The following is a 22068-nucleotide window of genomic DNA, read 5'->3' as shown; positions in this document are numbered from 1 at the left end:
CTAGGCCCTTAGGCTGGTGCCCGTGAGCACGCCGAACCGGGTCTACATCGCTCGACTCGCCGGAGTCGCCGTCTTCGACCCGAACGGCGACCAGGTGGGCCGGATCCGGGACGCCGTCGCCCGGGTGCGGCCGACCCAACGACCGCCCGAGGTGGTGGGGCTGGTCGCCGAGATGCCGATGCGGCGGCGCATCTTCCTCTCCATCAACCGGATCACCTCCATCGATCCGGACGCCGTGGTGCTCGGCAGCGGCACGCTCAACCTGCGCCGGTTCGAGAAGCGCCCCAACGAGCTGCTGGTGCTCCAGGAGCTGCTGGACCGCCGGGTCCAGCTGGACACCGGGCAGGCCGGCTCGGTGGTCGACGTGGCGATGGAGAGCAGCCGCGGCGGCGAGTGGGCGCTGACCCGGGTCGCCGTCCGCGAGCAGACCAGCCGGCTCACCCGCCGCGGCCACCTGCACCAGGTGGAGTGGGACCGGGTGCGCGGCCTCGGTGGCCTCGCCGACAACCGGGGTACGGCCAACCTGCTCGCCGTGCTGGAGGACATGCGCCCGGCCGACCTGGCCAACGCCCTCCAGGACCTGCCCGACGCCCGGCGCAACGAGGTGGCCGCCGCGCTGGACGACGAGCGGCTCGCCGACGTGCTGGGCGAGCTGCCCGAGCACGACCAGGTGGAGATCCTGGCCGCGCTGGACCGGGAGCGCGCCGCCGACGTGCTGGAGGAGATGGACCCGGACGACGCGGCCGACCTGCTCAACGAGCTGCCTCCGCCCGAGCAGGACGTGCTGCTCGACCTCATGGAGCCGGACGAGGCCACCCCGGTACGCCAGCTGCTGCGCTACGCCTCCGGCACGGCCGGCAGCGTGATGACCTCCGAGCCGGTGATCCTGCCGCCGGACGCCACCGTGGCCGAGGCGCTGGCGCGCATTCGCGAGCCGCAGCTCTCCCCCGCCGTGGCCGCGCAGGTCTTCGTCACCCGCGCCCCGCTCACCACGCCGACCGGGCGGTACCTGGGCATGGTCCACTTCCAGCGGCTGCTCCGCGAGCCCCCGGCCGACCTGCTGGGCGGGGTCGTCGTCAACGACATCGACCCGCTGCGGCCGACCACCCCGCTGCCCGAGATCACCCGCCGGATGGCCACGTACGACCTGGTCGCCATGCCCGTGGTGGACCGGAGCATGCGGCTGGTCGGCGCGGTGACCGTGGACGACGTGCTGGACCACTCGCTGCCGCGGGACTGGCGGGACCGGGACGCCATGACGACCACGCCCGCCACCGACGAGGAGCCCCTGGACGGCGGCAATGGCTGACCAGCGACGCACCGAGCGGCTGGACCAGCCGCGCGCGCCCCGGGGCCTCCGGCTGCCCCGGATCGACGCGGAGACCTTCGGCCGCTGGTCGGAGGGGATCGCCCGGGGCATGGGCACGGCGAACTTCATCGTCTACATGACACTGGTGATCGCCGCCTGGTTCGCCTGGAACACCCTGGCGCCGGAGAACCTGCGCTTCGACCCGTACACCTTCACGTTCCTGACCCTGGTGCTCTCGCTCCAGGCCTCCTACGCGGCCCCGCTGATCCTGCTCGCGCAGAACCGGCAGGCCGACCGGGACCGGATCGCGCTGGAGGAGGACCGGCGGCGGGCCACCATGCAGAAGGCCGACACGGAGTACCTGGCCCGGGAGATCGCCGCGCTGCGGATCGCGCTGGGCGAGGTGGCGACCCGGGACTTCCTCCGCTCCGAGCTGGCCCGGCTGGCCGAGGAGCTGGACGAGGCGGCCGAGCGGCGGCGGAAGCTGGAGCGCCGGCAGCAGGAGCGGGAGGCCCGGCGGCAGGCCGGCGGGGAGCCGCTCGACGAGCCCCGCGACGACCTCGACGGGGACTTCGCCCACGACGGGCGCTTCGACTGAACCCGGCCGGAACGTATTGAACGCCGCGCGCCTCAAGGGGCCAGGCGAGCGGCGTTCAGCCCGATCGTCCCACTTCCCGGCGCGGCCCGTCCACCCCTCGGGCGGCCATCGATTCGCTCACACCGGCCCCCGCCAGCGGCGGACGCCGATGACCACCGACGTAGCATTGCGGACATGTCAGCACCCGTCAGCACCATCTCCGACGCGATCCAGGCCGCCCTGGCCACCGTCAACGACCCGGAGATCCGTCGGCCGATCACCGAGCTGGGCATGGTCCGTTCCGCCGCGGTCGGCGACGACGGCGTGGTCCGGGTCGAGCTGCTGCTCACCGTGGCCGGCTGTCCGCTGAAGGACAAGCTGCGTACCGACATCACCGCCGCCGTCGGGGCGGTGCCCGGCGTGACCGGCGTCGAGATCGAGTTCGGCGTGATGAGCCCGGAGCAGCGCCAGGAGCTCCAGTCGAAGCTGCGCGGCGGCGGCGCCACCGCCGAGCCCGTCATCCCGTTCGCCCAGCCCGGCTCCCGCACCCGGGTCTACGCGGTCGCCAGCGGCAAGGGCGGCGTCGGCAAGTCCAGCGTCACCGTCAACCTGGCCGCCGCGCTGGCCGCCCGCGGCCTCTCGGTCGGCGTGGTGGACGCCGACATCTACGGCCACTCGGTGCCCCGGATGCTCGGCGCCGACGGCGCGCCCACCCGGGTCGAGGACATGATCATGCCGCCGCAGTCGCACGGCGTGAAGGTCATCTCGATCGGCATGTTCACCCCGGGCAACGCGGCCGTCGTCTGGCGCGGCCCGATGCTGCACCGGGCCCTGCAGCAGTTCCTCGCCGACGTCTACTGGGGTGACCTGGACGTCCTCCTGCTCGACCTGCCCCCGGGCACCGGAGACATCGCGATCTCGGTGGCCCAGCTCCTGCCGAACGCCGAGATCCTGGTCGTCACCACCCCGCAGGCGGCCGCCGCCGAGGTGGCCGAGCGGGCCGGCGCCATCGCGCTCCAGACCCACCAGCGGGTGGTCGGCGTAATCGAGAACATGTCCTGGCTGGAGCTGCCGGACGGCTCCCGGATGGAGGTCTTCGGGGCCGGCGGCGGCGCGGCCGTCGCCGAGTCGCTGACCCGGACCATCGGCGCGCAGGTGCCGGTGCTGGGGCAGATCCCGATGGACACCCGGGTGCGCGAGGGCGGCGACGCCGGCACGCCGATCGTGCTGGCCCAGCCGGACGCCCCGGCCGCCCGGGCGCTGGTGCAGGTCGCCGACCGCCTCGCGGTGCGCCGCGAGTCCCTGCTCGGCAAGCCCCTGGGTCTCAAGCCGGCCGGTCGCTGACCCCGGACAGCTTTCCCGCCGACCCTCTCCGGCCCACGCCGGGGAGGGTCGCTCCGGTTGTGGGGCTCAGGTGGCGTCGTCGTACGAGGGGCGCGGCGCCGGTGCCGGGGCACCGCCGGTCGCGGTGGCCGGGCGGGTGCCGTTGGTCCGGAGGTCGGCCGCCTTGGCCACGTCCTTCAGGTCCTCGTGGACGCCGGTGACGTCCGAACGCAGGTTGTCGTACATGCTCTGCAGCGGCTTCCGGAGGGCCTGCTCGTCCTCCTCGCTGAGCAGGTGCTTCCGGATGAACGCCTTCGGGTGCAGGTCCTCCAGCTGGATGTCCGTGCCCAGCTCGCGGCTCAGGTCACCGGTGGCGTTCCGCGCCATGTTGCGCAGGTTGCGGACCATCCGGAGGCCGTCGTTGATCACCGTGGGCAGCCGGTCCCCGAAGATCAACAGTGCCAGGAGCAGCAGGGCGCCGATCTCCCACCAGTTCAGGTTCTCGAACACTCGGCCTCCTCGTGGCGTGTCAGGGCAAGACTACGCACGTCAGGTGGCCGGCCGGGAGGGGGTGAGGCATGGTCACTTGGCGTCTGCGGCGAGCGTCACCGACGCGTTCTGCCGATCCGACCCGCGCCGGTACTCCACCGTCACCACCGAACCCGGGGCGTACTTGCGGACCAGCGCCACGAGGTCGGTCGGATCGTTCATCGGGTGCCGGTCGAGCCGGAGCACCACGTCCCCGGTACGCAGCCCGGCCGCCGCGGCCGGCCCGGCCGGCTCGACGCCGTTGAGGCGTACGCCGCCGCCGCTCACGCCGGTGCCGCCGACCTGGGCGCCGATCACCGTACGCCGGGCCTTCCCGGTGCCGATGATGTCCTCGGCGACCCGCTTGGCCTGGTTGATCGGGATGGCGAAGGCGAGCCCGATGTTGCCGGCCTCCTGCCCGTCGGCGACCAGCGACTTGATCGTCGAGTTCACCCCCACCACCCGGCCGGCCCCGTCGACCAGCGGGCCGCCCGAGTTGCCGTGGTTGACCGCGGCATCGGTCTGGATCGCCGCGTAGTAGCGGTTCGGCCCGCCCGGCTCGCCGGCCATCATGGTGCGGTCCAGGGCGCTGACGATGCCGGCGGTCACGGTGTTGGCCAGGGAGAGCGGCGAGCCGATGGCCAGCACCGGATCGCCGACGGCGAGCGCGTCGGAGTCGCCGAACTCCACCGGCTTCAGCCCGGTGCGGGTCACCTTGATCACCGCGATGTCGGACTCCGGGTCCTGCCCGACCACGGTGCCGGGGGCGGTGCTGCCGTCGCTGAAGACCACCGTGGCCTTGCCGGGACCGCCCGCCACCACGTGGTCGTTGGTGACGATGTGCCCGTCGGCGCTCACCACGAAGCCGGAGCCCTCGCTGGTGCCGCCGAGGCTGGCCACCCGGACGGTGACCACGCTGGGCAGCACCCTCTCGGCCACACCGGCCAGTGACTCGGGCTTGCGCTGGGCCAGCGCCGGGGCCTGCCCCGACTGTGCCCCCAGCGTCGGCACGCCCCCGCCGCCCCGCAGGAACGCGTAGGTCAGGGCGCTGCCGAGCGAGCCGGCGAGCAGTGCGGTGATCAGCGAGACCAGCACCACCTGGCGCAGGCCCGGCCGCCTCGGCGCGTCCGGATCGGTCACCGGTTCCGGCTCGCCGCTGCCGGCGACCGGGGCGGCCGGCACCACAACGGCGGCGGGCGCGTACGGGTCGCGCCAGGGGTCGGCGAGCGCGTCGGACCACCAGGGCGAGGTGCCGCCCCCGGCGCCCTGCGGCGGCTGCCCCTGCGCCGGCCCTCCCGCCGGTGCCGGGCTCCCGCCGGGCCGGCGCCAGTCCCAGCCGTCGGTCACGTCGGTGCCTCCCAGTCCGTCCCCCATGCCCCGCGCCGGGGGGTCGGCGGAGCCGGCCGTGCCGCACGGGACTCCGTCCAGGATTGCACGGATGCCCCGAGTGGAGTCAGGGGTTGCCCCGCGTGATCGTCTGAGGGCCGACTCGCGGCTGCGCCCGTGGAGGCTCGCCTCTAGGCTCTCAGTGCCAACCGACCCCTCGTACCAGTCCGCCCGGAGGTGTCCCATCGCCACGGTCGCCGGCTCCGGCAACTCGACCGCCCAGGTGCTCCAGTTCGCCGAGTCGTACGTCACCGAGGATCTCGTGCTGCGGACGGCCCGCGCCCTGGCCCAGGAGGTGGGCGTGGACGCGGTGACGCCGGGGGCCGGCGCCGCGCTGCGCCTGCTCGCCGCCGCCGGTAACGCCCGGGCGGTGGTCGAGATCGGCACCGGCACCGGGGTGAGCGGCGTCTGGCTGCTCCGCGGCATGCGCCCCGACGGGGTGCTCACCACCATCGACGTGGAGGTCGAGCACCAGCGCATCGCCCGGCGGCTGTTCCAGGAGGCGGGTTTCGCGTCGGGGCGTACCCGGATCATCACCGGGCGGGCCCTCGACGTGCTGCCGCGGCTCGCGGACGGCGCCTACGACCTGGTCTTCGTCGACGCCGAGGCGGCCGGCTACGCCGCCTGTGTGGACGCGGCGCTGCGGCTGCTGCGCCCCGGCGGCGTGCTCGCGCTCAACGGGGCCCTGGCCGGCGGCCGGATCGGCGACCCGGCCGCCCGTGACATGGAGACCGTGACCGTGCGGGAGACCATCAAGGCGATCCGCGAGTCGGAGCACTGGGTGCCGGCGCTGCTGCCCGTCGGGCACGGCCTGCTCGCGGCCGTGAAGGGCTGACCGCCCCGGCCGGTCAGCCCAGCGTGGCCAGCCAGCGCAGCAGCCCGCGGACGCCCCAGCCGGTGGCGCCCTTGACCAGCTCGCCGTGCACGTCGTCCGACCAGGAGGGTGCGGACATGTCCACGTGCACCCAGCGGTCGCGCAGCTCGCCGGTGAACTCGCGGAGGAACAGCGCGGCCACCACCGAGCCGGCGCCCCGGTTCGGCGAGCTGTGCAGGTCGGCGATCTCGCTGCCGAGGTACTCGACGTAGTCGTCGGCCAGCGGCATCCGCCAGGCCCGCTCGCCGGCCGCCGTGATCGCGCCCAGCAGGTCGGCGGCGAGGTCGTCGTTCTCGCTGTAGAGGGCGGCGTGCCGCTTGCCCAGCGCCACCGCGTTCGCCCCGGTCAGGGTCGCCAGGTCGACCAGCAGGTCGGGCTTCAGCTCCCGGACGGCGTACGCCATGGCGTCGGCGAGCACCAGCCGGCCCTCGGCGTCGGAGTTGGTGCTCTCGCTGGTCAGGCCGCCGTAGTGGCGGACGATGTCGCCGGGGCGGAACGCCGAGCCACTGACCATGTTCTCGGCGAGCGGGGCCAGCGTGGTGACCCGTACCGGCAGCTCCAGCGCGGCGGCGCCCAGGGTGGCGGCGACCACCGCGGCGGCCCCGGCCATGTCCTTGCGCATCAGCTTCATGGCCGGCACCGGCTTGATCGAGATGCCGCCGGTGTCGAAGGTGATCCCCTTGCCCACCAGCACCACGTGGGTCCGCGCGCCGGCCGGCCGCCAGTCCAGCTCGACCAGGCGGGGGCCGCTGGCCGAGCCGCCACCGACCGCCAGGATGCCGCCGAAGCCCTCGGCGACCAGCTCCTCCGGCTCGCGCACCCGCAGGTGCAGGCCGGCGCGGCCGGACGCGGCGGAGGCCACCTGGGCGGCGAACCACTCCGGGTTCTTGGTGGACGAGGGGGTGTTGGTCAGGTCCCGGGCCAGCCGGGTCATCTCGGCGGTGGTCCGGGCGGTGGCCAGGGTCGGCGCGAGCGCCTCCGGGTCGCCGACCACGACGTCCACCTCGGCCAGCGCGGGCGTGCCGCCGGCCTCGGTCAGCCGGTAGCGGTAGGAGCCGAGCAGCAGCCCCTCGGCCAGGCCGCGCAGGGCGTCCGTGGCCTCGTCCGGCAGCGCGATCGTGATGTGCGTCTCATCCCTGGCGGCTCGGGCCAGCGCCGCGCCGGCGATCCGCCAGCCGTGCTCGTCGCCGTCGCCGACGCCCAGCAGCCAGAGCCGAGCGGGGGCGCCACCGGGCCGCAGGTGCTCCCGCACCTCACCGGCGGCGCCGGTGAGCCGGGCGACGGGCAGCAGCGCGGCCGCCTCGGCCCGGACGTCGTCACCGGGCGGGGTGGCGGTGGGGACCAGCGTGGCCGGGGCGTCCGGCCCTCCGGGACGAACGGGCAGGACGAGGGTGTCGGGCCGCGCGGGCCCGCTCACCAGACGAATGGCCAGCACGCTGGACCGTACCTCCGAAACTGCTCTAAGCGGGACACTTTGCCGGTCACCGCCTGCGGAAGGCCCTGAGCCACCGGCCAGGCCGGTGGCTCAGGGTAGGGCGAACCGCCCGCACGACGGAACGTCGCGCGGACCGCTCCCCGCATCAGCCGGCAGCCGCCTTCAGCGCGTCACCCAGCGCGGTGGCCTCGTCGGGAGTCATCTCGACGACGAGCCGGCCACCACCCTCCAGCGGGACCCGCATGACGATGCCCCGACCCTCCTTGGTGACCTCCAGCGGACCGTCGCCCGTCCGCGGCTTCATCGCCGCCATGTTGTCTCCCCTCAGACCTACGCCAGGGTCGGTGGGTTGCCCCACAGCCACTTCGTCAAGACCACCCGCAACCGTCGCGGGGGTGTCGACCAACGATTTTCCCTGATGAACACCGCAGGACCCAAACCGAAGCAGCATTGATGTAACAGCATCTAGCTTATCTTGGATAGGCCTGTCACAATGTGCGGTCATGCAGGCACGGTCGGCACTCTTCGACCTGTACGGCGACCACCTCCGGGCGAGGGGTGGCCGTGCACCGGTCGCCGCCCTGGTCAAGCTGCTGGCACCGCTCGGGATCGCCCCGCCGGCGGTCCGCACGGCGGTCTCCCGGATGGTCCGTCAGGGCTGGCTCGAACCGCTCCGGCTCGCCTCGGGGCCCGGATATTCGATCACACCGAAGGCGGCCCGCCGGCTCGACGAGGCGGGCGCCCGGATCTACCGCACCGGGCGGCACGCCTGGGACGGCCGGTTCGACCTCCTGGTGCTGGACGCCCCCGCGTCCCGCCGGGACCGGCAGCGGCTCGCCGCCAACCTGACCTTCCTGGGCTACGGCACGCTCGACGACTGCACCTGGGTGGCGACCCGGCCGGGCGAGGACGTCGACGTCCTGCTCGCCGAGGCCGGGGTGCGTTACGAGCGGTTCACCGCCGCGCACGCCGCCGGCACCCCCGGCGCCATGGGGGTGGTCCGCCGCGCCTGGGACCTGGCCGAGATCGGCCGCGCGTACGAGCGGTTCGTCGCCGAGCAGAAGCCACTGCTCAGCGGGATCACCGTGCGCAGCAGCGACGAGGAGGCGTACGCGGCCCGGTTCAGCCTGGTGCACGCGTGGCGTACGTTCCTGTTCCGGGACCCGCAGCTGCCCCCGGCGCTGCTTCCCGAGCGCTGGCCGGGCAGCAGCGCCGCCAGTTTCTTCGACCGGCACGCGGCCCGGCTCCGGCCGGCCGCCGACCGGTACGTCGAGCAGTGCCTCGACGCCAGCAACCGCCTCGCCCGACAGAAGGGTCGTTAGAAACGTGACCGAGCCGCTGCTCGTCGACCGCACCGACGCCGTCGTCACCCTGACGCTGAACCGCCCGACGGCGATGAACTCGCTCGACGTGGCGCTCAAGGAGGCGCTCCGGGACACCCTCGCGGAGCTGGAGGCCGACCGGTCCTGCCGGGCGATCGTGCTGGCCGGCGCGGGCACGGCGTTCAGCGCCGGGCAGGACCTGCGGGAGCACGTGCAGACCCTGGAGTCCGCCGACGCCGACCCGCTGGGCACCGTGCGGGCCCACTACAACCCGATCGCCGCCCGGCTGGCCAACCTGCCCAAGCCGGTGATCGCCGCGGTCCGGGGCATGGCCGCCGGGGCCGGCGCCTCGCTGGCGTTCCTCGCCGACTTCCGCATCGGCGGCCCGAAGACCCGGTTCCTGATGGCGTTCGCCGGCATCGGGCTGGCCGCCGACACCGGCGCCTCCTGGACGCTGCCCCGGCTGGTCGGCCACGCCAAGGCCGTCGAGCTGCTGATGCTCGCCGAGCCGGTCGGCGCCGAGGAGGCCTGCCGGCTGGGTCTGCTCACCCGGCTCGTCGACGACGACGAGCAGGTGCTCCCGGCCGCCCAGGAACTGGCCGCCCGGCTCGCCGCCGGCCCGACCGTCGCGTACGGGGCGATCAAGCGGCAGCTCTCCATCGCCGACGCCGGCACTCTGGCCGACGCGCTGGCCGCCGAGGCACAGGCTCAGTCGATCTGCGGCGCCACCGCCGACCACCGGGCCGCGACCATGGCGTTCGTGAACAAGCAGAAGCCGGTCTTCGAGGGTCGCTGACCCGCGCGGGTCAGTCGTCCTCCTCGGGATCCTGGTTGGCCTCAACGCCGAGCACGAACGCCTGCATGGCCAGCTCGTCACCGGCCGGCGACACGAAGGCGGGCAGCTCGCGCGGGCCCAGCTCCTGCACGTAGGCCCAGAAGAGCCGGACCGCCTCGGCGGGCGAGGCCGCCTCGATCGGCAGGTCGAGGCTGACCAGCCAGGAGCGGCGGGCCGGCGGCGGGCCGAGCCGGTCGGCCAGCTCCCGGAAGCGGGCCGGGTCGAGCCCGGTGACCGGCCCGTCGAGGGCCAGGCCGCCGACCGGCACCGGCTCGTCGAGCACCCGCCGGGTGTACGTCACCACGAGCACCCCGGGACCGGCCTCGGACTGCGGGTCGTCCGGGTCCTCCCGGGTCTCGCCGGTGGCGAGCGCGACCCGGCCGAGCGCCACCAGCCGCAGCGGCTCGTCGACCAGCACCGCGATCTGGTCGCCGGGCCGGGGCCCCGCGGCCTCGTCGAGCCCGGTCAGTTCCAGCGTGTCGTGGTGCACCAGCCGCTCGGCCTCGTAGCGCTCGGCGGGCAGCAGCACCGCCCAGGCGCCCGGCCCGGTGCCGCCCTCGATCGTCCCGCTCGCCCGCGGCTCGGTGTCGGTCATGTCCCAATCCCATCACGCCGGAGCGGCACCGGTCCCGGCGCATCCGCCGCCCGGGTCACGCCCCCGGACGGTCCCGGACCACGTGACAGCCGGCGAGGTGGTCGTCGACCATGCCGGTGGCCTGCATGAGCGCGTAGGCCGTGGTCGGGCCGACGAAACGGAAGCCGCGCTTCTTGAGCGCCTTGGCCAGCGCCGTGGACTCGGAGGTGAGCGCCGGCACCTCGGCGAACGAGCGCGGCCGGGCCGCCCGGGGCGGCGGCGCGTAGGACCAGAGCAGCGCGGAGAGGCCGTCGGGCAGCGCCAGGGCGGCGCGCGCGTTGGCGATGGCCGCCTCGACCTTGGCCCGGTTGCGGACGATCCCCGCGTCGGCCAGCAGCCGGGCCACGTCGGCCTCGCCGTAGCCCGCGACCTTCTCGATCCGGAACTCGTCGAAGGCGAGCCGGAACGCGGGCCGCTTGCGCAGGATGGTCAGCCAGGACAGGCCGGACTGGAACGCCTCCAGGGTCAGCCGCTCGTAGAGCGCGTCGTCGCCGCGCAGCGGCCGGCCCCACTCCTCGTCGTGGTAGACGGCGTAGTCCGGGGTGCTCGCGCCCCAGGCGCAGCGGGGCAGCCCGTCGGCGCTGGTCACCAGGTCAGTCACGCCGTACACGGTAGGTCAGCCCACTGACAACGGCGGCGACCGGTAGTCAGGGCAGCCGGCCCTGCTCCACCAGCCGGGCGAACTTCTTCAACGCCTGGGTCAGGCCGAACTTCGAGCCGGGCCAGAGCACCGGCCAGGCCACCCGGCCGGCCGTCCCGCCGGGCAGGTGGAACCACTCGTGCCAGACCACCTGGGTCCGGTCCCGCTCCAGCGGGGTGCAGCGCAGCACGCCGGGGCCGCGCAGCAGCGTGCCGCAGTGCACCACGCCGACCTCGTACGGCGCGTCCACCCGGACCACCCGCATCTCGTCGCGGAGCACGGCCGGGCCGAGCGCGGTGACCGCCTCGACCAGGCTCCCCTCGCCGCCGTCCCCCTCGATCACCCGGACGGTGGTGAGGGGAATCCAGTCGGACTGCCGCTCCCAGGCGGTCAGCGCGGCGAAGACGCGCTCGGCCGGCGCGTCGACGATCACCGTCGCGGTGACCTCGGCGGCCCCGGGCTGCGCCGCCTCGGCGAAGCCGGCGCCGTCGGCGGCGCCGGTCACGCGGACTCCGAGCGGACCACCGGCCCGCGCTCCCGTTCGGCGTCGTCGCCCGTCCCGGCGGTCTCGCCGGTCGGGCCGGCGTCGCGGGCCGCCACGGTCGGGCCGGCGTCCCGGGCGGGCTCGTCGGTGGGGTCTCGGTCGGTGGGGGTGGCGGTCGGGTCGGTGGGCGGCCGGAGGCCGACCTCGGGCGGGGTCTCGTCGACCGGGGTCGCCACCGGTGCGATGGGAGCGGGCCCACCGGTGGCCGCGGCCGGAGCAGCGGCGGACGGCAGCGTGGCCACGTCCTCGACCGCGGCGGCGGCCGGTGCCTCGGCCACGCCGGCCTCGGCGGTGAGCGGGTCGGCGGCGATGTGCGGCTCGGCGACGGCGGTGTGCGGCTCGGCGCTGCCCGCCCGGGCGGGGGCCTCGGCCTCCGAACCCGTCGCGGCGGCCTCCGCGCGGGCCCGGCGCAGCGCGTCGGCCTCCTCGATCCGGCCCTCGCGGAGCGCGGCGTTCTCGGCCTCCAGCACGCCGATCAGCTCGGTCTTGTAGCCGATGTCGTAGGCGGCCCGGCGCATCGCCGCGTCGACCTGGGCCATCCGGTAGCCGCGCACCGCGGTGTCGAAGCGCACGTCGGCGACGTCCGACTCGTCCAGCGGGCGGCTGCCCGGCAGGGGCACGGCCCGCCCGTCCGGCTCGGCCGGCGCCAGGCCCGGATCCCGTCCGGAGACCAGCACCGTCACCCCGAACACCACCGCCGCCACGGTCAGCGCGACGACCAAGAGGAGCAGAACCTCACCCATGGGGAGATCGTGGCATGCGGGCGGGGATCGGGCGAGCCCTCCGCCGCCTCCGATCCGAATCGCCGGACGGGATAGCGTCGGGGCGACCGGTGCGCGGATCGGCGACGAGGAGGCGGGCATGACCGGGGCGCTGCGGCTCGGCGGGCGGACCTTCTCCCCCGGTGAGCTGGTCGTGATGGCCATCGTCAACCGAACGCCGGACTCGTTCTTCGACAGGGGTGCCACCTTCGCTCAGGACAGCGCGCTGCGCGCCGTCGAGCGGGCGGTGACCGAGGGCGCGGAGGTCATCGACATCGGCGGGGTGAAGGCGGGGCCGGGCGACGAGGTCGACGTGACCGAGGAGATCCGCCGCACGGTGGACACCATCGCCGCGGTCCGGGCCGCCTTCCCGGACGTGGTCATCTCGATCGACACCTGGCGCGCCGAGGTGGCGGTGGAGGCGGTGGCGGCCGGCGCCGACCTGCTCAACGACACCTGGTCGGGGGCGGATCCCGCGCTCGCCCGGGTCGCCGCGGCGACCGGCGCCGGACTCGTCTGCTCGCACGCGGGCGGCCTCACCCCGCGGACCCGGCCGCACCGGACCGCGTTCGACGACGTGGTGGCCGACGTGGTCGGCACGGTCACCGGCCTCGCGGAGCGCGCGGTCGGCCTCGGCGTACGGCGGGACGGGATCCTGATCGACCCGGCGCACGACTTCGGCAAGAACACCCGGCACTCGTTGGAGATCACCCGGCGGCTCGGCGAGCTCGCCGGCACCGGCTGGCCGCTGCTGGTGGCCCTGTCGAACAAGGACTTCATCGGCGAGACGCTGGACCTGCCGGTGCCCGACCGGCTGGAGGGGACCCTGGCGGCCACCGCCGTCTCGGCCTGGCTGGGCGCCCGGGTGTTCCGCGCCCACCAGGTCCGCGAGACGCGCCGGGTGCTGGACATGGTGGCGTCGATCCGGGGGGACCGGCCACCGGCGGCGACCCGGCGCGGGCTGGCCTGAGCCGGGTCAGGTCCAGCGGAGGATGTTCCGGCGCCAGGCGTAGAGGATGCCGAGCGCCACCACGGCCACGAAGACGCCCATCTCCACCACGGTGGTCACGCCGAACCCGGGCCGGTCGAAGACCAGCGCCCAGGGGAAGAGGAAGACCGCCTCCACGGCGAAGAGCACGTACAGGTAGGCGTAGACGTAGTAGCGGATCTGCATCTGCGCCCAGTCGCCGCCGACCGGGTCGAGACCGCACTCGTAGGTGGCCCGCTTGCCCCAGGGATCAGCCGGACGGCCAGGACGTAACACCCGATTGGCCGAGAACGCCGTGATGAAGAAGAGCACTGCGGCAACGAGCAGGAGACCGAGCGTGGCGTACGAGCCGAGGTAACCGGTCACGGTCGGGAGCCTACCGGTCGGGCCGTCGGGCCGCCTCGAACACGTTACGGATTTGTTTCTTTGCGGGACTAGTGCTCGAAGGCAACTGTTGCCAAATAATGAGACCTCACTGAGCGTCACGGAGGACAGATGGCCCGCCCCCGCGTACGGCCTGCTCGGCGCGCCGCTCTCCGAGCCGCCCCCGCACTCCTCGTTCCCGCGCTCGTCGCCGGGATCGCGGCGACCCTCGCGGTGGCGCCGACCTGGGCGGCCTCGCGGGCCATGACCCCCGTGGCCCTGGCGGCCGAACCGGGCGTGCCCGCGGAGCCGGGGGGCGAGCCGGGCACCGAGCCGACCGGGGCGACGCCCACGGTGGAACCCACGACGACGGAGCCGGCGCCCACCAGCCCGCCGCCGACGGAGGAGATCCCGCCGACCACGCCGCCGGCCCCGACCACCACCGCGCCGGCGCCCACGACCACGGTGCCCGAACCGGCGCCCACCACGACCGCGCCCACCACGACCGCACCGGCTCCCCCACCGGCCGGACCGCCACCCGTGGTGGCCCCGCCGCCGGCCCAACCGGCCGGCAGCCCGCTGGGCGTGCGGATCACCACCGACGACGTCGTGCTGACGCCCGCCTACTGGAACGCGGCCAGCACGGTGACCACGCTCCGGGTGACGGTGACCAACACCGGTGGCCGGGCCGAGCGGGTCCGCCTCGGCTACACCCTGCCGTCCGGGCTGACCGACGCCGGCACGCCGGGGTGCGCCCCCGCGGGCGGCGGCAGTCACCGGTGCGGCGAGTGGGCCACCGCCCCGGGAGCGCAGTTCCGCGCCTCGATCCGCGTCCGGGTCGCCGGCACCGCCTGGCGGTCCATGCCGCTGAGCGGGTCCGTCCGGGTCACCGCCACGGCGCCGGGCGTGGCCGGCGCGGCCAGTGACGACGAGGGCTTCGCGGTGCTCTTCCCGCCCGGGCCGCCGGTGCCCGGCATCTCGCTCCGCGCCGACGAGGTGCTCTTCGACATCAGCGGCGCGCCGAGCACCCTGGGCGTCCGCCTCGGCAACACCGGCACGGTCGACGCCACCGGCCGGGTCGACGTGGTCCTCCCCGCGGGGGTGACCGTCACCGACCTGCCGGCCGGCTGCGCCGCGGTGGCCCCGGACCGGACCCGGTGCCGGCTGGGCACCGTCCCGGCCGGCCGGACCGTCAACCTGAGCCTGCCGGTGACCGCCTCGGCCGAGGCCCAGCAGCGGGCCCCCCTGGCCGGCGCGGTGGTCGGGCGGCTGGATCCGCGGAGCGGGCGGGACCGGCAGGTGCAGATGAGCTTCCGCATCACCGCGGCGGCCGCGCAGGCCACCCCGGCGGCCGGGGCGCCCGTCCCGACCGGGTCGCAGGGCGTGGTGGCCGCCGCCGCGCCGGCCGCCGATGACGACGACACCTCCGTGCACCGGACGGCGGTGACCCTGATCGGGGTCTCCGGGCTGCTCGTGGCGCTCGCGCTGGCCCTGGCGACCACCTCGCTGCGCCGGCGCTCGGGAGCCGCGGCGGCGGAGTCGGTCGCCCGGCCCGCCGAGGAGTGAACGCGCGAACGTCTTCCGGATTGCGGTGATCTGAATTACGGGCTGCGGTACTAAACGCCGCAAAGCCGGGCATACAGCGGCCCGATCAGGTCCCATACGTCGGACCTCCACCAAGGTTGCCCTAACGGGCCGACGTAGGCTCTGACGTGAGAAACGGAGCAGGCCGGGCCAGCGACGGACGGCCGGCGGCAGCAGCGCGTCTAGGAGGGCACGTGGCCGGGCAAGGCGGGGTCACCATCACGTTCAGCCGCCCGTGCGACGGCGCTCAGCGAAGCGAGGTGCGGGCGTGACCAAGCAGATCCGTCAACTGGACCGGGTGGTGATCCGGTTCGCCGGCGACTCCGGCGACGGCATGCAGCTCACGGGTGACCGGTTCACCTCGGAGACGGCCCAGCTGGGCAACGACATCTCCACGTTGCCCAACTTCCCGGCCGAGATCCGCGCCCCCGCCGGCACCCTGCCAGGCGTGTCGAGCTTCCAGGTGCACTTCGCCGACTACGACATCCTGACGCCCGGTGACGCGCCGAACGTGCTGGTGGCCATGAACCCGGCCGCGCTCAAGGCCAACCTGACCGACCTGCCGCGCGGGGCGGACATCATCGTCAACACCGACGAGTTCACCCGGCGCAACCTGGCCAAGGTGGGTTACACCACCAGCCCTCTCGACGACGACACGCTCGCCGGCTACGTGGTGCACCCGGTCGCCCTGACCTCGATGACGATCGGCGCGCTGGCCGAGCAGGCGGTGTCCAAGAAGGACGCCGAGCGGGCCAAGAACATGTTCGCGCTCGGCCTGCTGAGCTGGATGTACTCGCGCCCGTACGAGTCGACGCTGCGGTTCCTGGAGCGTAAGTTCGCCGCCCGGCCGGAGCTGGTCGCGGCGAACGTGGCCGCCTTCCGGGCCGGCTGGAACTTCGGCGAGACCACCGAGGACTTCTCGGTCCGCTACGAGGTCAAGCCGGCCAAGATGGTGCCGGGCACCTACCGGAACATCACCGGCAACGCGGCGCTGTCGCTGGGCCTGGTGGCGGCCGGGGTCCGGTCCGGGCTGCCGGTCTTCCTGGGCGCCTACCCGATCACCCCGGCCTCGGACATCCTGCACGAGCTGAGCAAGCACAAGAAGTTCGGCGTCGTCACCATGCAGGCCGAGGACGAGATCGCCGCGGTCGGCGCGGCGCTGGGCGCCTCGTACGGCGGCTCGCTCGGCGTCACCACCACCAGCGGCCCGGGCGTCGCGCTGAAGAGCGAGACGATCTCGTTGGCCGTGGCGCTGGAGCTGCCGCTGGTCATCGTCGACGTGCAGCGTGCCGGGCCGTCCACCGGCATGCCCACCAAGACCGAGCAGGCCGACCTCAACATGGCCCTGTACGGCCGACATGGCGAGGCCCCGGTCGCGGTCATCGCGCCGAAGTCGCCCGCGGACTGCTTCCACGCGGCGCTGGAGGCGGCCCGGATCGCCCTGACCTACCGCACCCCGGTGCTGCTGCTGTCGGACAACTACGTGGCCAACGGCTCCGAGCCGTGGCTGCTGCCGGACGTGGAGAGCCTGCCCGACCTGCGGGTCGAGTTCGCCACCCGGCCCAACGGTGAGGACGGCACCACCTTCCTGCCGTACCTGCGGGACCCGGAGACCCTGGCCCGGCCGTGGGCCATCCCGGGCACCGCCGGGCTGGAGCACCGGATCGGCGGCCTGGAGAAGGCGGACAAGACCGGCGACATCTCGTACGACCCGGCGAACCACGATTTCATGGTGCGCACCCGGGCAGCCCGGATCGAGACCATCCCGGTGCCGGACGTCGAGGTGGAGGACCCGGACGGCGACGCCCGGGTGCTGGTGCTCGGCTGGGGTTCGACGTACGGGCCGATCGGGGCGGCCTGCCGGGGGCTGCGGCAGCGCGGCCTGTCCGTCGCCCAGGCGCACCTGCGCCACCTGGCCCCGATGCCGGCCAACCTCGGCGAGGTGCTGCGCGCGTACGACCGGGTGGTCATCCCGGAGATGAACCTCGGCCAGCTCGCCCATGTGATCCGGGCGAAGTACCTGGTCGACGCGATCAGCTACAACCAGGTCCGCGGCCTGCCGTTCACCGCCGCCGAGCTGGAGACGATGCTGGAAGAGGTCCTGAAGAATGTCTGAGCCCGTCGCCCTCAAGCTCACCGCCAAGGACTTCAAGTCCGACCAGGAGGTGCGCTGGTGCCCCGGCTGCGGGGACTACGCCATCCTGGCGGCCGTCCAGGGCTTCATGCCGGAGCTGAACATCCCCCGGGAGAACATCGTCTTCATCTCGGGCATCGGCTGCTCGTCGCGCTTCCCGTACTACATGAACACCTACGGGCTGCACTCGATCCACGGCCGCGCCCCGGCGATCGCCACGGGCCTGTCGGTGAGCCGGCCGGACCTGTCGGTCTGGGTGGTCACCGGTGACGGCGACGCCCTCTCCATCGGCGGCAACCACCTGATCCACGCGCTGCGCCGCAACGTCAACCTCAAGATCCTGCTGTTCAACAACCGGATCTACGGCCTGACCAAGGGGCAGTACTCGCCGACCTCCGAGATCGGCAAGGTCACCAAGTCGACACCGGTCGGCTCGGCGGACGCCCCGTTCAACCCGCTGTCGCTGGCGCTCGGCGCGGAGGCCACCTTCGTGGCCCGGACCATCGACTCCGACCGCAAGCACCTCCAGTCGGTGCTGCGGGCCGCCGCCGAGCACAAGGGCTCCGCGTTCGTGGAGATCTACCAGAACTGCAACATCTTCAACGACGGCGCGTTCGACCCGCTCAAGGAGCCGGCCACCCGGGACGACTTCCTGATCCGGCTGGAGCACGGGCAGCCGATCACCTTCGGCAAGGACGGCCAGTTCTGCGTCGTCCACCCGCCGGGCGGCTTCGGGCTGGAGGTCCGGGAGACCGCGAACACCCCGGCCGAGGAGATCGTGGTGCACGACGCGGGCGTCGCCGACCCGGCGTACGCCTTCGCGCTGTCCCGGCTGCCCGGGCTGGACCTGCGGAACACCCCGATCGGCGTGTTCCGCTCGGTGACCCGCTCGTCCTACGACACGGTGGTGCAGGAGCAGGTGGCGGAGGCGAAGGCCGGCGTCGACCAGACCCCCGAGCAGCAGCTCGCCGGCCTGCTGTCCGCCGGCGACACCTGGACGATCCTCTGACGCGTCCCTGAGCACGCGAAGGGCGGGCCGTTCCCCGAGGGGGACGGCCCGCCCTTCGTCGTCGGGTCAGGCCACCGCCGAGGCCGGCACCCACAGCTCGTCGATGGCCCGCTCGGCCGCCGCGAGGCTCTGCTCGTGCAGCGGGATCAGCTCGGCCATGGCCGGGGTGACCGGGGCCAGGGTCAGCTCGGCCGAGATGAAGCGCGGCTCCAGGCCGGTCATCGACAGGCCGTGCGGCAGCCAGGGCTCGGCGTGGTCCCAGCCCTCGCGCGGGGTGCCCGGGCCGTAGCCGCCACCCCGGCTGCCCAGCACGATGAACTCGCGACCGCCCAGCAGGCCGGCCCCGGTGGCCGGGTCGAACGCGATGCCGGGCGCGATGAGGTGGTCGACCCAGGTCTTCACGCTGCTCGGCGCGCCGTAGTTGTAGAGCGGGAGGCCGAGCACGATCGTGTCGGCCCGCTTCACCTCGTCCACCAGCCGCTCGGAGAGCTGCCAGGACGCGCGCTGAGCCGCGGTGTGCTGCTCCGCCGGCACCATCCGCGCCAGGCCGCCGGCCTCGTCGAGGTGTGGCAGCGGCTCCCGGCCCAGGTCGCGGTGGGTGACCGTGCCGCCGGGGTGGGCGGCGCGCCACGCGGCGGCGGCCCGGGCGGTGAGCCGCCGGCTGACCGAGTGCTCGCCCCGGATGCTGGAGTCGATGTACAGCAGGTGTGCCATGTGGTTAACCCTCCACAGATCGTTTGTGTAGCGCCAACCATTTATAGCAGGGGGATGTTCCGCGCCGTGCGTAAACTGGGTCACATGCCAGCCCTGCCGGTCGAGGAGTCGGAGCACCGCTCCGGGCCCCTGCTCGACCATCTGGCCCGGCGGATGCGGCTGCGCTCCGAGTCGGTGCTGGCACCGCTCGGCCTGCGCCCCCGGCATCTCGTGGCGCTCACCGTGCTGCGGGAATCGGACGGCATTAGTCAGCAGGGGCTGGCCGGCACGCTCCAGATCGACGGCACGAACGTGGTCGGGCTGCTCAACGACCTGGAGGCGGAGGGCCTGGTCGAGCGGCGACGGTCACCCGAGGACCGCCGCCGGCACGTGGTGAGCCTCACCGCCGTGGGCGCGAGGCGGCTCCGCGAGGCCGAGTGCGCGCTCGCCGGGGCCGAGGACGAGGTGCTCGGCGCGCTGGATCCGGCCGAGCGGGACACGCTCTACGAACTGCTCCGTCGGGCGACCAGTGGCCGCCCGCTCAACTGCGCCGAGGCGGCCGCGGAGGAGCCGGACGCCGCCTGCTGACGGCCGGGTGGCCGGCCGGATCAGGGGAAGGTCAGACCGTCGCCGCGGACTGCGGCCGGTCGTCGCGCACGTGGACCAGCATGTCGCCGGTCTCGATCACCGCGCCGGCCTTGTCGTTCAACGTGACCACCTTGCCCCGCCGGACCAGCGCGATGACCAGCGACTCCAGCTCGCGGGGCGACCGGCCCACCTCGCTGCGCTCGGCGGAACGCATGGCCAGCGCCATGCCCTGGCCCGGGGTGAGCAGGTCCTCCACCACGTCGATCAGCGGCGGGGCCGAGGTGGAGAGGCCGAGCAGCCGGCCGGCGGTCGCCGAGGAGACGATCACGTGGTGCGCCCCGCTCTGCTTGAGCAGCGGGGCGTTCTCCGCCTCCCGGACCGCCGCGATGATCCGCACCTGGCCGGCGGTGAGCTGCCGGACGGTCAGCGCCACCAGCACCGAGGCATCGTCGCTGTCGGTCGCGATGATGACCGCCTTGGCGGTGCGGACGTGCGCCTCCTCTAGCACGGACGAGCGGGTGGCCGAGCCCTCGATGGCGACCAGCCCGGCCGAGGTGGCCTGCCTGAGCGCGGCGCCGCTCCGCTCCACGACCACGATCTTGGACTTGTCCAGACCGTTCTCCAGCAGCGCGGAGACGGCGCTGCGGCCCTTGGTGCCGTAGCCGCAGATGATGACGTGGTCCTTCACGATTCTCCTCCACCGCGACAGGCGACGGCCGGTCCGGTACTGCTCGGTCAGGACTTCCAGGGTGGTGCCGACCAGGATGATCAGGAAGAGCACCCGGGCGGGGGTGACGAACAGGACATTCACCAGGCGCGCCGACGACGAGGCCGGGGTGATGTCGCCGTAGCCCGTGGTGGAGAGCGAGACCACCGCGTAGTAGAAGCAGTCGAGCAGGGTGAGGCCGTCCTCGTTGACGTCGCGGTAGCCGTCACGGTCGATCCAGACCGCCGCCACCACGGCGAGGACCAGGCCCAGGGCGGCGAGCAGGCGCAGACTCAGCGCGCTCAGCGGCCCCCGCCGTTGCGCGGGAAAATGGATCACCGTCGGCCCTGCTCCGCCACCGTCGCCTGCACGCCCACAACATAGCGGGTACGCCGGGATCCGGCCTGCCGGGGCGAGATGCGGGCCGGGCCGGGCCGGTCTCCGTCGCCGCGACGGGGCATGATGGGGACGTCCGGGGGACCACGACCGCGAGGAGGCCCGCATGTCGTTGCTGCGACGGGTGATCGGCGGGGTGCTCCGCCGGGTGCGCCTGCGCCAGGGCCGCACCCTGCGCGAGGTGGCGCTGGCGGCCGGCGTCTCGCTGCCCTACCTCTCCGAGGTGGAACGCGGTCGCAAGGAGGCCTCCTCCGAGGTGCTGGCGGCGATCTGCCGGGCCCTCGGCATCCACCTCTCCGACCTGCTCGAAGAGGCACGCGACGAGCTGCGCCGGGCCGAGCGGCGGGCGCCGGTGGCCTCCGGCGTGACGCTGGCCCGGCTGGACCGCGTGCCGGCCACCCGGACCGGGCCGCAGGTGCGGGTCGGCGGGCCGCGGCTGCACGCCACCCGCCGGCCGGTCGCCCCGACCCCGCTGCTCGGCGGGACGCTGCGGCTGCCCGGCACCGCGCCCGCGCCGGTCGGCCCCGACCTCGGGTACGCCTCCCCCACCGCGTTCGGCACCGGCACCCGGATCTGGCTGATCCCCTCCGCGCCGGCCGCCCGCCACCGTCCGCGTACCTCCGTCACGCTGGCCCGGCGGCGCGCCCGGGCGGGCCGGCGGCGCCTGACCGCCGCCTAGGCCCGGCCGGTTCTGCCCAGGGCGGATCTGCCCCGGGCAGAAACCCTGGGCCGCACGGTGCCACCCGCCGGAGGCTGGAGACCGCCGGTTGCCGGGCGGCCCCTCGCCCACCGGCGGGCACGGAGGGTGGTTCAGGTCATGGCACACGGCATCTGGATGCTGGACGACGCGCAGCCGAGCCTCGGGGACCGGGTCTTCGAGCGGCTGCTCAAGGAACGGATCATCTTCCTCGGCACCGAGGTCACCGACGCCTCGGCCAACCAGATCTGCGCGCAGATCCTGCTGCTGGCGGCCGAGGACCCGGAGCGGGACATCTTCCTCTACATCAACTCGCCCGGTGGCTCGGTCAGCGCCGGGATGGCCGTCTACGACACCATGCGGTACGTCAAGAACGACGTGGCGACGCTGGCCCTCGGGATGGCCGGCTCGATGGGGCAGTTCCTGCTCTGCGCCGGCGCTGCGGGGAAGCGGTTCGCGCTGCCGCACTCGCGGGTGATGATGCACCAGCCGTCCGGCGGGATGGGTGGCACGGCCGCCGACATCACCATCCAGGCGGAGAACATGCTGCACGTGAAGCGGACGATGCAGGAGCTGATCGCCCGGCACAGCGGGCACACGCTGGACGAGATCCAGCGCGACTGGGACCGGGACCGCTGGTTCACCGCCGAGCAGGCCCGCGAGTACGGCCTCATCGACCAGGTGGTCACCCGGGCGGAGCAGTTGCCGGGCTGAGGCGCGGCCGGAGACGGGGGCGGCCGGC

Annotated in this window: 23 protein-coding genes and 1 pseudogene; 13 read left to right on the top strand and 11 right to left on the bottom strand. The window is 74.1% G+C overall.

Features of this window, described 5'->3' with window-relative positions:
• Positions 1 to 22: 22 nt before the first annotated feature.
• The 3 genes from ABZW14_RS02610 to ABZW14_RS02600 all read left to right on the top strand — a co-directional run bounded on the left by ABZW14_RS02610 (position 23) and on the right by ABZW14_RS02600 (position 3230).
• Positions 23 to 1309 (top strand): CBS domain-containing protein, encoded by a 1287-nt coding sequence (locus ABZW14_RS02610; protein WP_355338569.1) that lies wholly within the window; start codon positions 23 to 25, stop codon positions 1307 to 1309.
• Positions 1302 to 1907 carry a DUF1003 domain-containing protein gene (locus ABZW14_RS02605; protein WP_355338566.1) on the top strand — a complete coding sequence of 202 codons (606 nt, stop codon included), beginning with the start codon at positions 1302 to 1304 and terminating at the stop codon, positions 1905 to 1907. The genes ABZW14_RS02610 and ABZW14_RS02605 overlap by 8 nt, the downstream gene beginning before the upstream one ends.
• Positions 1908 to 2081: 174 nt before the next feature.
• Positions 2082 to 3230, top strand: a complete 1149-nt coding sequence (locus ABZW14_RS02600; RefSeq protein ID WP_355338563.1) for a P-loop NTPase — start codon at positions 2082 to 2084, stop codon at positions 3228 to 3230.
• Between the two features lie 66 nt (positions 3231 to 3296).
• On the opposite strand, the gene ABZW14_RS02595 is transcribed toward ABZW14_RS02600, so the two are convergent.
• Positions 3297 to 3719, bottom strand: a complete 423-nt coding sequence (locus ABZW14_RS02595) for a preprotein translocase subunit TatB (RefSeq protein ID WP_091260793.1) — start codon at positions 3717 to 3719, stop codon at positions 3297 to 3299.
• 72 nt (positions 3720 to 3791) lie between these two features.
• Positions 3792 to 5099 (bottom strand): trypsin-like peptidase domain-containing protein, encoded by a 1308-nt coding sequence (locus ABZW14_RS02590; RefSeq protein ID WP_355339387.1) that lies wholly within the window; start codon positions 5097 to 5099, stop codon positions 3792 to 3794.
• A gap of 247 nt (positions 5100 to 5346) precedes the next feature.
• On the opposite strand from ABZW14_RS02590, the gene ABZW14_RS02585 reads away from it, so the two are divergent.
• A complete protein-coding gene (locus tag ABZW14_RS02585) occupies positions 5347 to 5958 on the top strand; it encodes an O-methyltransferase (protein ID WP_355339384.1) in 612 nt (203 codons plus the stop codon).
• Positions 5959 to 5971: 13 nt separating this feature from the next.
• On the opposite strand, the gene ABZW14_RS02580 is transcribed toward ABZW14_RS02585, so the two are convergent.
• Both ABZW14_RS02580 and ABZW14_RS02575 read right to left on the bottom strand, forming a co-directional pair.
• Positions 5972 to 7432: a leucyl aminopeptidase family protein gene (locus ABZW14_RS02580; protein ID WP_355338560.1), complete on the bottom strand. Its 1461-nt coding sequence runs from the start codon at positions 7430 to 7432 to the stop codon at positions 5972 to 5974.
• A gap of 145 nt (positions 7433 to 7577) precedes the next feature.
• A complete protein-coding gene (locus tag ABZW14_RS02575; RefSeq protein WP_013283866.1) occupies positions 7578 to 7745 on the bottom strand; it encodes a DUF3117 domain-containing protein in 168 nt (55 codons plus the stop codon).
• Between the two features lie 190 nt (positions 7746 to 7935).
• On the opposite strand from ABZW14_RS02575, the gene ABZW14_RS02570 reads away from it, so the two are divergent.
• Positions 7936 to 8754 carry a PaaX family transcriptional regulator C-terminal domain-containing protein gene (locus ABZW14_RS02570; protein WP_355338557.1) on the top strand — a complete coding sequence of 273 codons (819 nt, stop codon included), beginning with the start codon at positions 7936 to 7938 and terminating at the stop codon, positions 8752 to 8754.
• A 4-nt stretch (positions 8755 to 8758) separates the two neighbouring features.
• Positions 8759 to 9550: an enoyl-CoA hydratase-related protein gene (locus tag ABZW14_RS02565; protein WP_355338554.1), complete on the top strand. Its 792-nt coding sequence runs from the start codon at positions 8759 to 8761 to the stop codon at positions 9548 to 9550.
• A gap of 10 nt (positions 9551 to 9560) precedes the next feature.
• Here ABZW14_RS02565 and ABZW14_RS02560 read toward each other — a convergent pair whose 3' ends face one another.
• The 4 genes and pseudogenes from ABZW14_RS02560 to ABZW14_RS02545 form a co-directional block, all read right to left on the bottom strand.
• Entirely contained in the window at positions 9561 to 10184 is a 624-nt protein-coding gene (locus ABZW14_RS02560; protein ID WP_355338551.1) for a hypothetical protein, read from the bottom strand.
• Positions 10185 to 10239: 55 nt separating this feature from the next.
• Positions 10240 to 10824 carry a DNA-3-methyladenine glycosylase I gene (locus tag ABZW14_RS02555; RefSeq protein ID WP_355338549.1) on the bottom strand — a complete coding sequence of 195 codons (585 nt, stop codon included), beginning with the start codon at positions 10822 to 10824 and terminating at the stop codon, positions 10240 to 10242.
• Positions 10825 to 10870: 46 nt separating this feature from the next.
• Entirely contained in the window at positions 10871 to 11368 is a 498-nt protein-coding gene (locus tag ABZW14_RS02550; RefSeq protein WP_355338546.1) for an SRPBCC family protein, read from the bottom strand.
• Positions 11369 to 11793: 425 nt separating this feature from the next.
• Positions 11794 to 12150: pseudogene (locus tag ABZW14_RS02545) on the bottom strand (DivIVA domain-containing protein); the annotation flags it as partial.
• Between the two features lie 118 nt (positions 12151 to 12268).
• Between ABZW14_RS02545 and folP the strand changes: the two are divergent.
• Complete coding sequence (folP, locus tag ABZW14_RS02540) at positions 12269 to 13138, top strand: dihydropteroate synthase (RefSeq protein ID WP_355338543.1); 870 nt, start codon at positions 12269 to 12271, stop codon at positions 13136 to 13138.
• A 6-nt stretch (positions 13139 to 13144) separates the two neighbouring features.
• Here folP and ndhC read toward each other — a convergent pair whose 3' ends face one another.
• Positions 13145 to 13522, bottom strand: coding sequence for an NADH-quinone oxidoreductase subunit A (gene ndhC, locus ABZW14_RS02535; protein WP_355338540.1), 378 nt, complete (start codon positions 13520 to 13522; stop codon positions 13145 to 13147).
• 129 nt (positions 13523 to 13651) lie between these two features.
• Between ndhC and ABZW14_RS02530 the strand changes: the two genes are divergently transcribed.
• The 3 genes from ABZW14_RS02530 to ABZW14_RS02520 all read left to right on the top strand — a co-directional run bounded on the left by ABZW14_RS02530 (position 13652) and on the right by ABZW14_RS02520 (position 18246).
• Positions 13652 to 15085: a hypothetical protein gene (locus ABZW14_RS02530; RefSeq protein WP_355338537.1), complete on the top strand. Its 1434-nt coding sequence runs from the start codon at positions 13652 to 13654 to the stop codon at positions 15083 to 15085.
• Between the two features lie 286 nt (positions 15086 to 15371).
• A complete protein-coding gene (locus ABZW14_RS02525; protein WP_355338534.1) occupies positions 15372 to 17219 on the top strand; it encodes a 2-oxoacid:acceptor oxidoreductase subunit alpha in 1848 nt (615 codons plus the stop codon).
• Positions 17212 to 18246, top strand: a complete 1035-nt coding sequence (locus tag ABZW14_RS02520) for a 2-oxoacid:ferredoxin oxidoreductase subunit beta (RefSeq protein ID WP_355338531.1) — start codon at positions 17212 to 17214, stop codon at positions 18244 to 18246. Before ABZW14_RS02525 ends, ABZW14_RS02520 begins: the two co-directional genes overlap by 8 nt.
• A gap of 66 nt (positions 18247 to 18312) precedes the next feature.
• On the opposite strand, the gene ABZW14_RS02515 is transcribed toward ABZW14_RS02520, so the two are convergent.
• Positions 18313 to 18960, bottom strand: coding sequence for an NAD(P)H-dependent oxidoreductase (locus ABZW14_RS02515; protein ID WP_355338528.1), 648 nt, complete (start codon positions 18958 to 18960; stop codon positions 18313 to 18315).
• 84 nt (positions 18961 to 19044) lie between these two features.
• Here ABZW14_RS02515 and ABZW14_RS02510 point away from each other — a divergent pair, with 84 nt between their 5' ends.
• Positions 19045 to 19527 (top strand): MarR family winged helix-turn-helix transcriptional regulator, encoded by a 483-nt coding sequence (locus tag ABZW14_RS02510; RefSeq protein ID WP_355338525.1) that lies wholly within the window; start codon positions 19045 to 19047, stop codon positions 19525 to 19527.
• 31 nt (positions 19528 to 19558) lie between these two features.
• Here ABZW14_RS02510 and ABZW14_RS02505 read toward each other — a convergent pair whose 3' ends face one another.
• Positions 19559 to 20572, bottom strand: a complete 1014-nt coding sequence (locus ABZW14_RS02505; protein ID WP_355338522.1) for a potassium channel family protein — start codon at positions 20570 to 20572, stop codon at positions 19559 to 19561.
• A gap of 163 nt (positions 20573 to 20735) precedes the next feature.
• Here ABZW14_RS02505 and ABZW14_RS02500 point away from each other — a divergent pair, with 163 nt between their 5' ends.
• Both ABZW14_RS02500 and ABZW14_RS02495 read left to right on the top strand, forming a co-directional pair.
• Positions 20736 to 21308: a helix-turn-helix transcriptional regulator gene (locus ABZW14_RS02500; protein ID WP_355338519.1), complete on the top strand. Its 573-nt coding sequence runs from the start codon at positions 20736 to 20738 to the stop codon at positions 21306 to 21308.
• Positions 21309 to 21464: 156 nt separating this feature from the next.
• A complete protein-coding gene (locus tag ABZW14_RS02495) occupies positions 21465 to 22040 on the top strand; it encodes an ATP-dependent Clp protease proteolytic subunit (protein ID WP_355339381.1) in 576 nt (191 codons plus the stop codon).
• The last annotated feature ends 28 nt before the right edge of the window (positions 22041 to 22068 follow it).

The organism is Micromonospora sp. NPDC004551 (genome assembly GCF_040609975.1).
Taxonomy (GTDB): Bacteria; Actinomycetota; Actinomycetes; order Mycobacteriales; family Micromonosporaceae; genus Micromonospora.
This window is presented reverse-complemented; position numbering and strand designations above follow the sequence as displayed.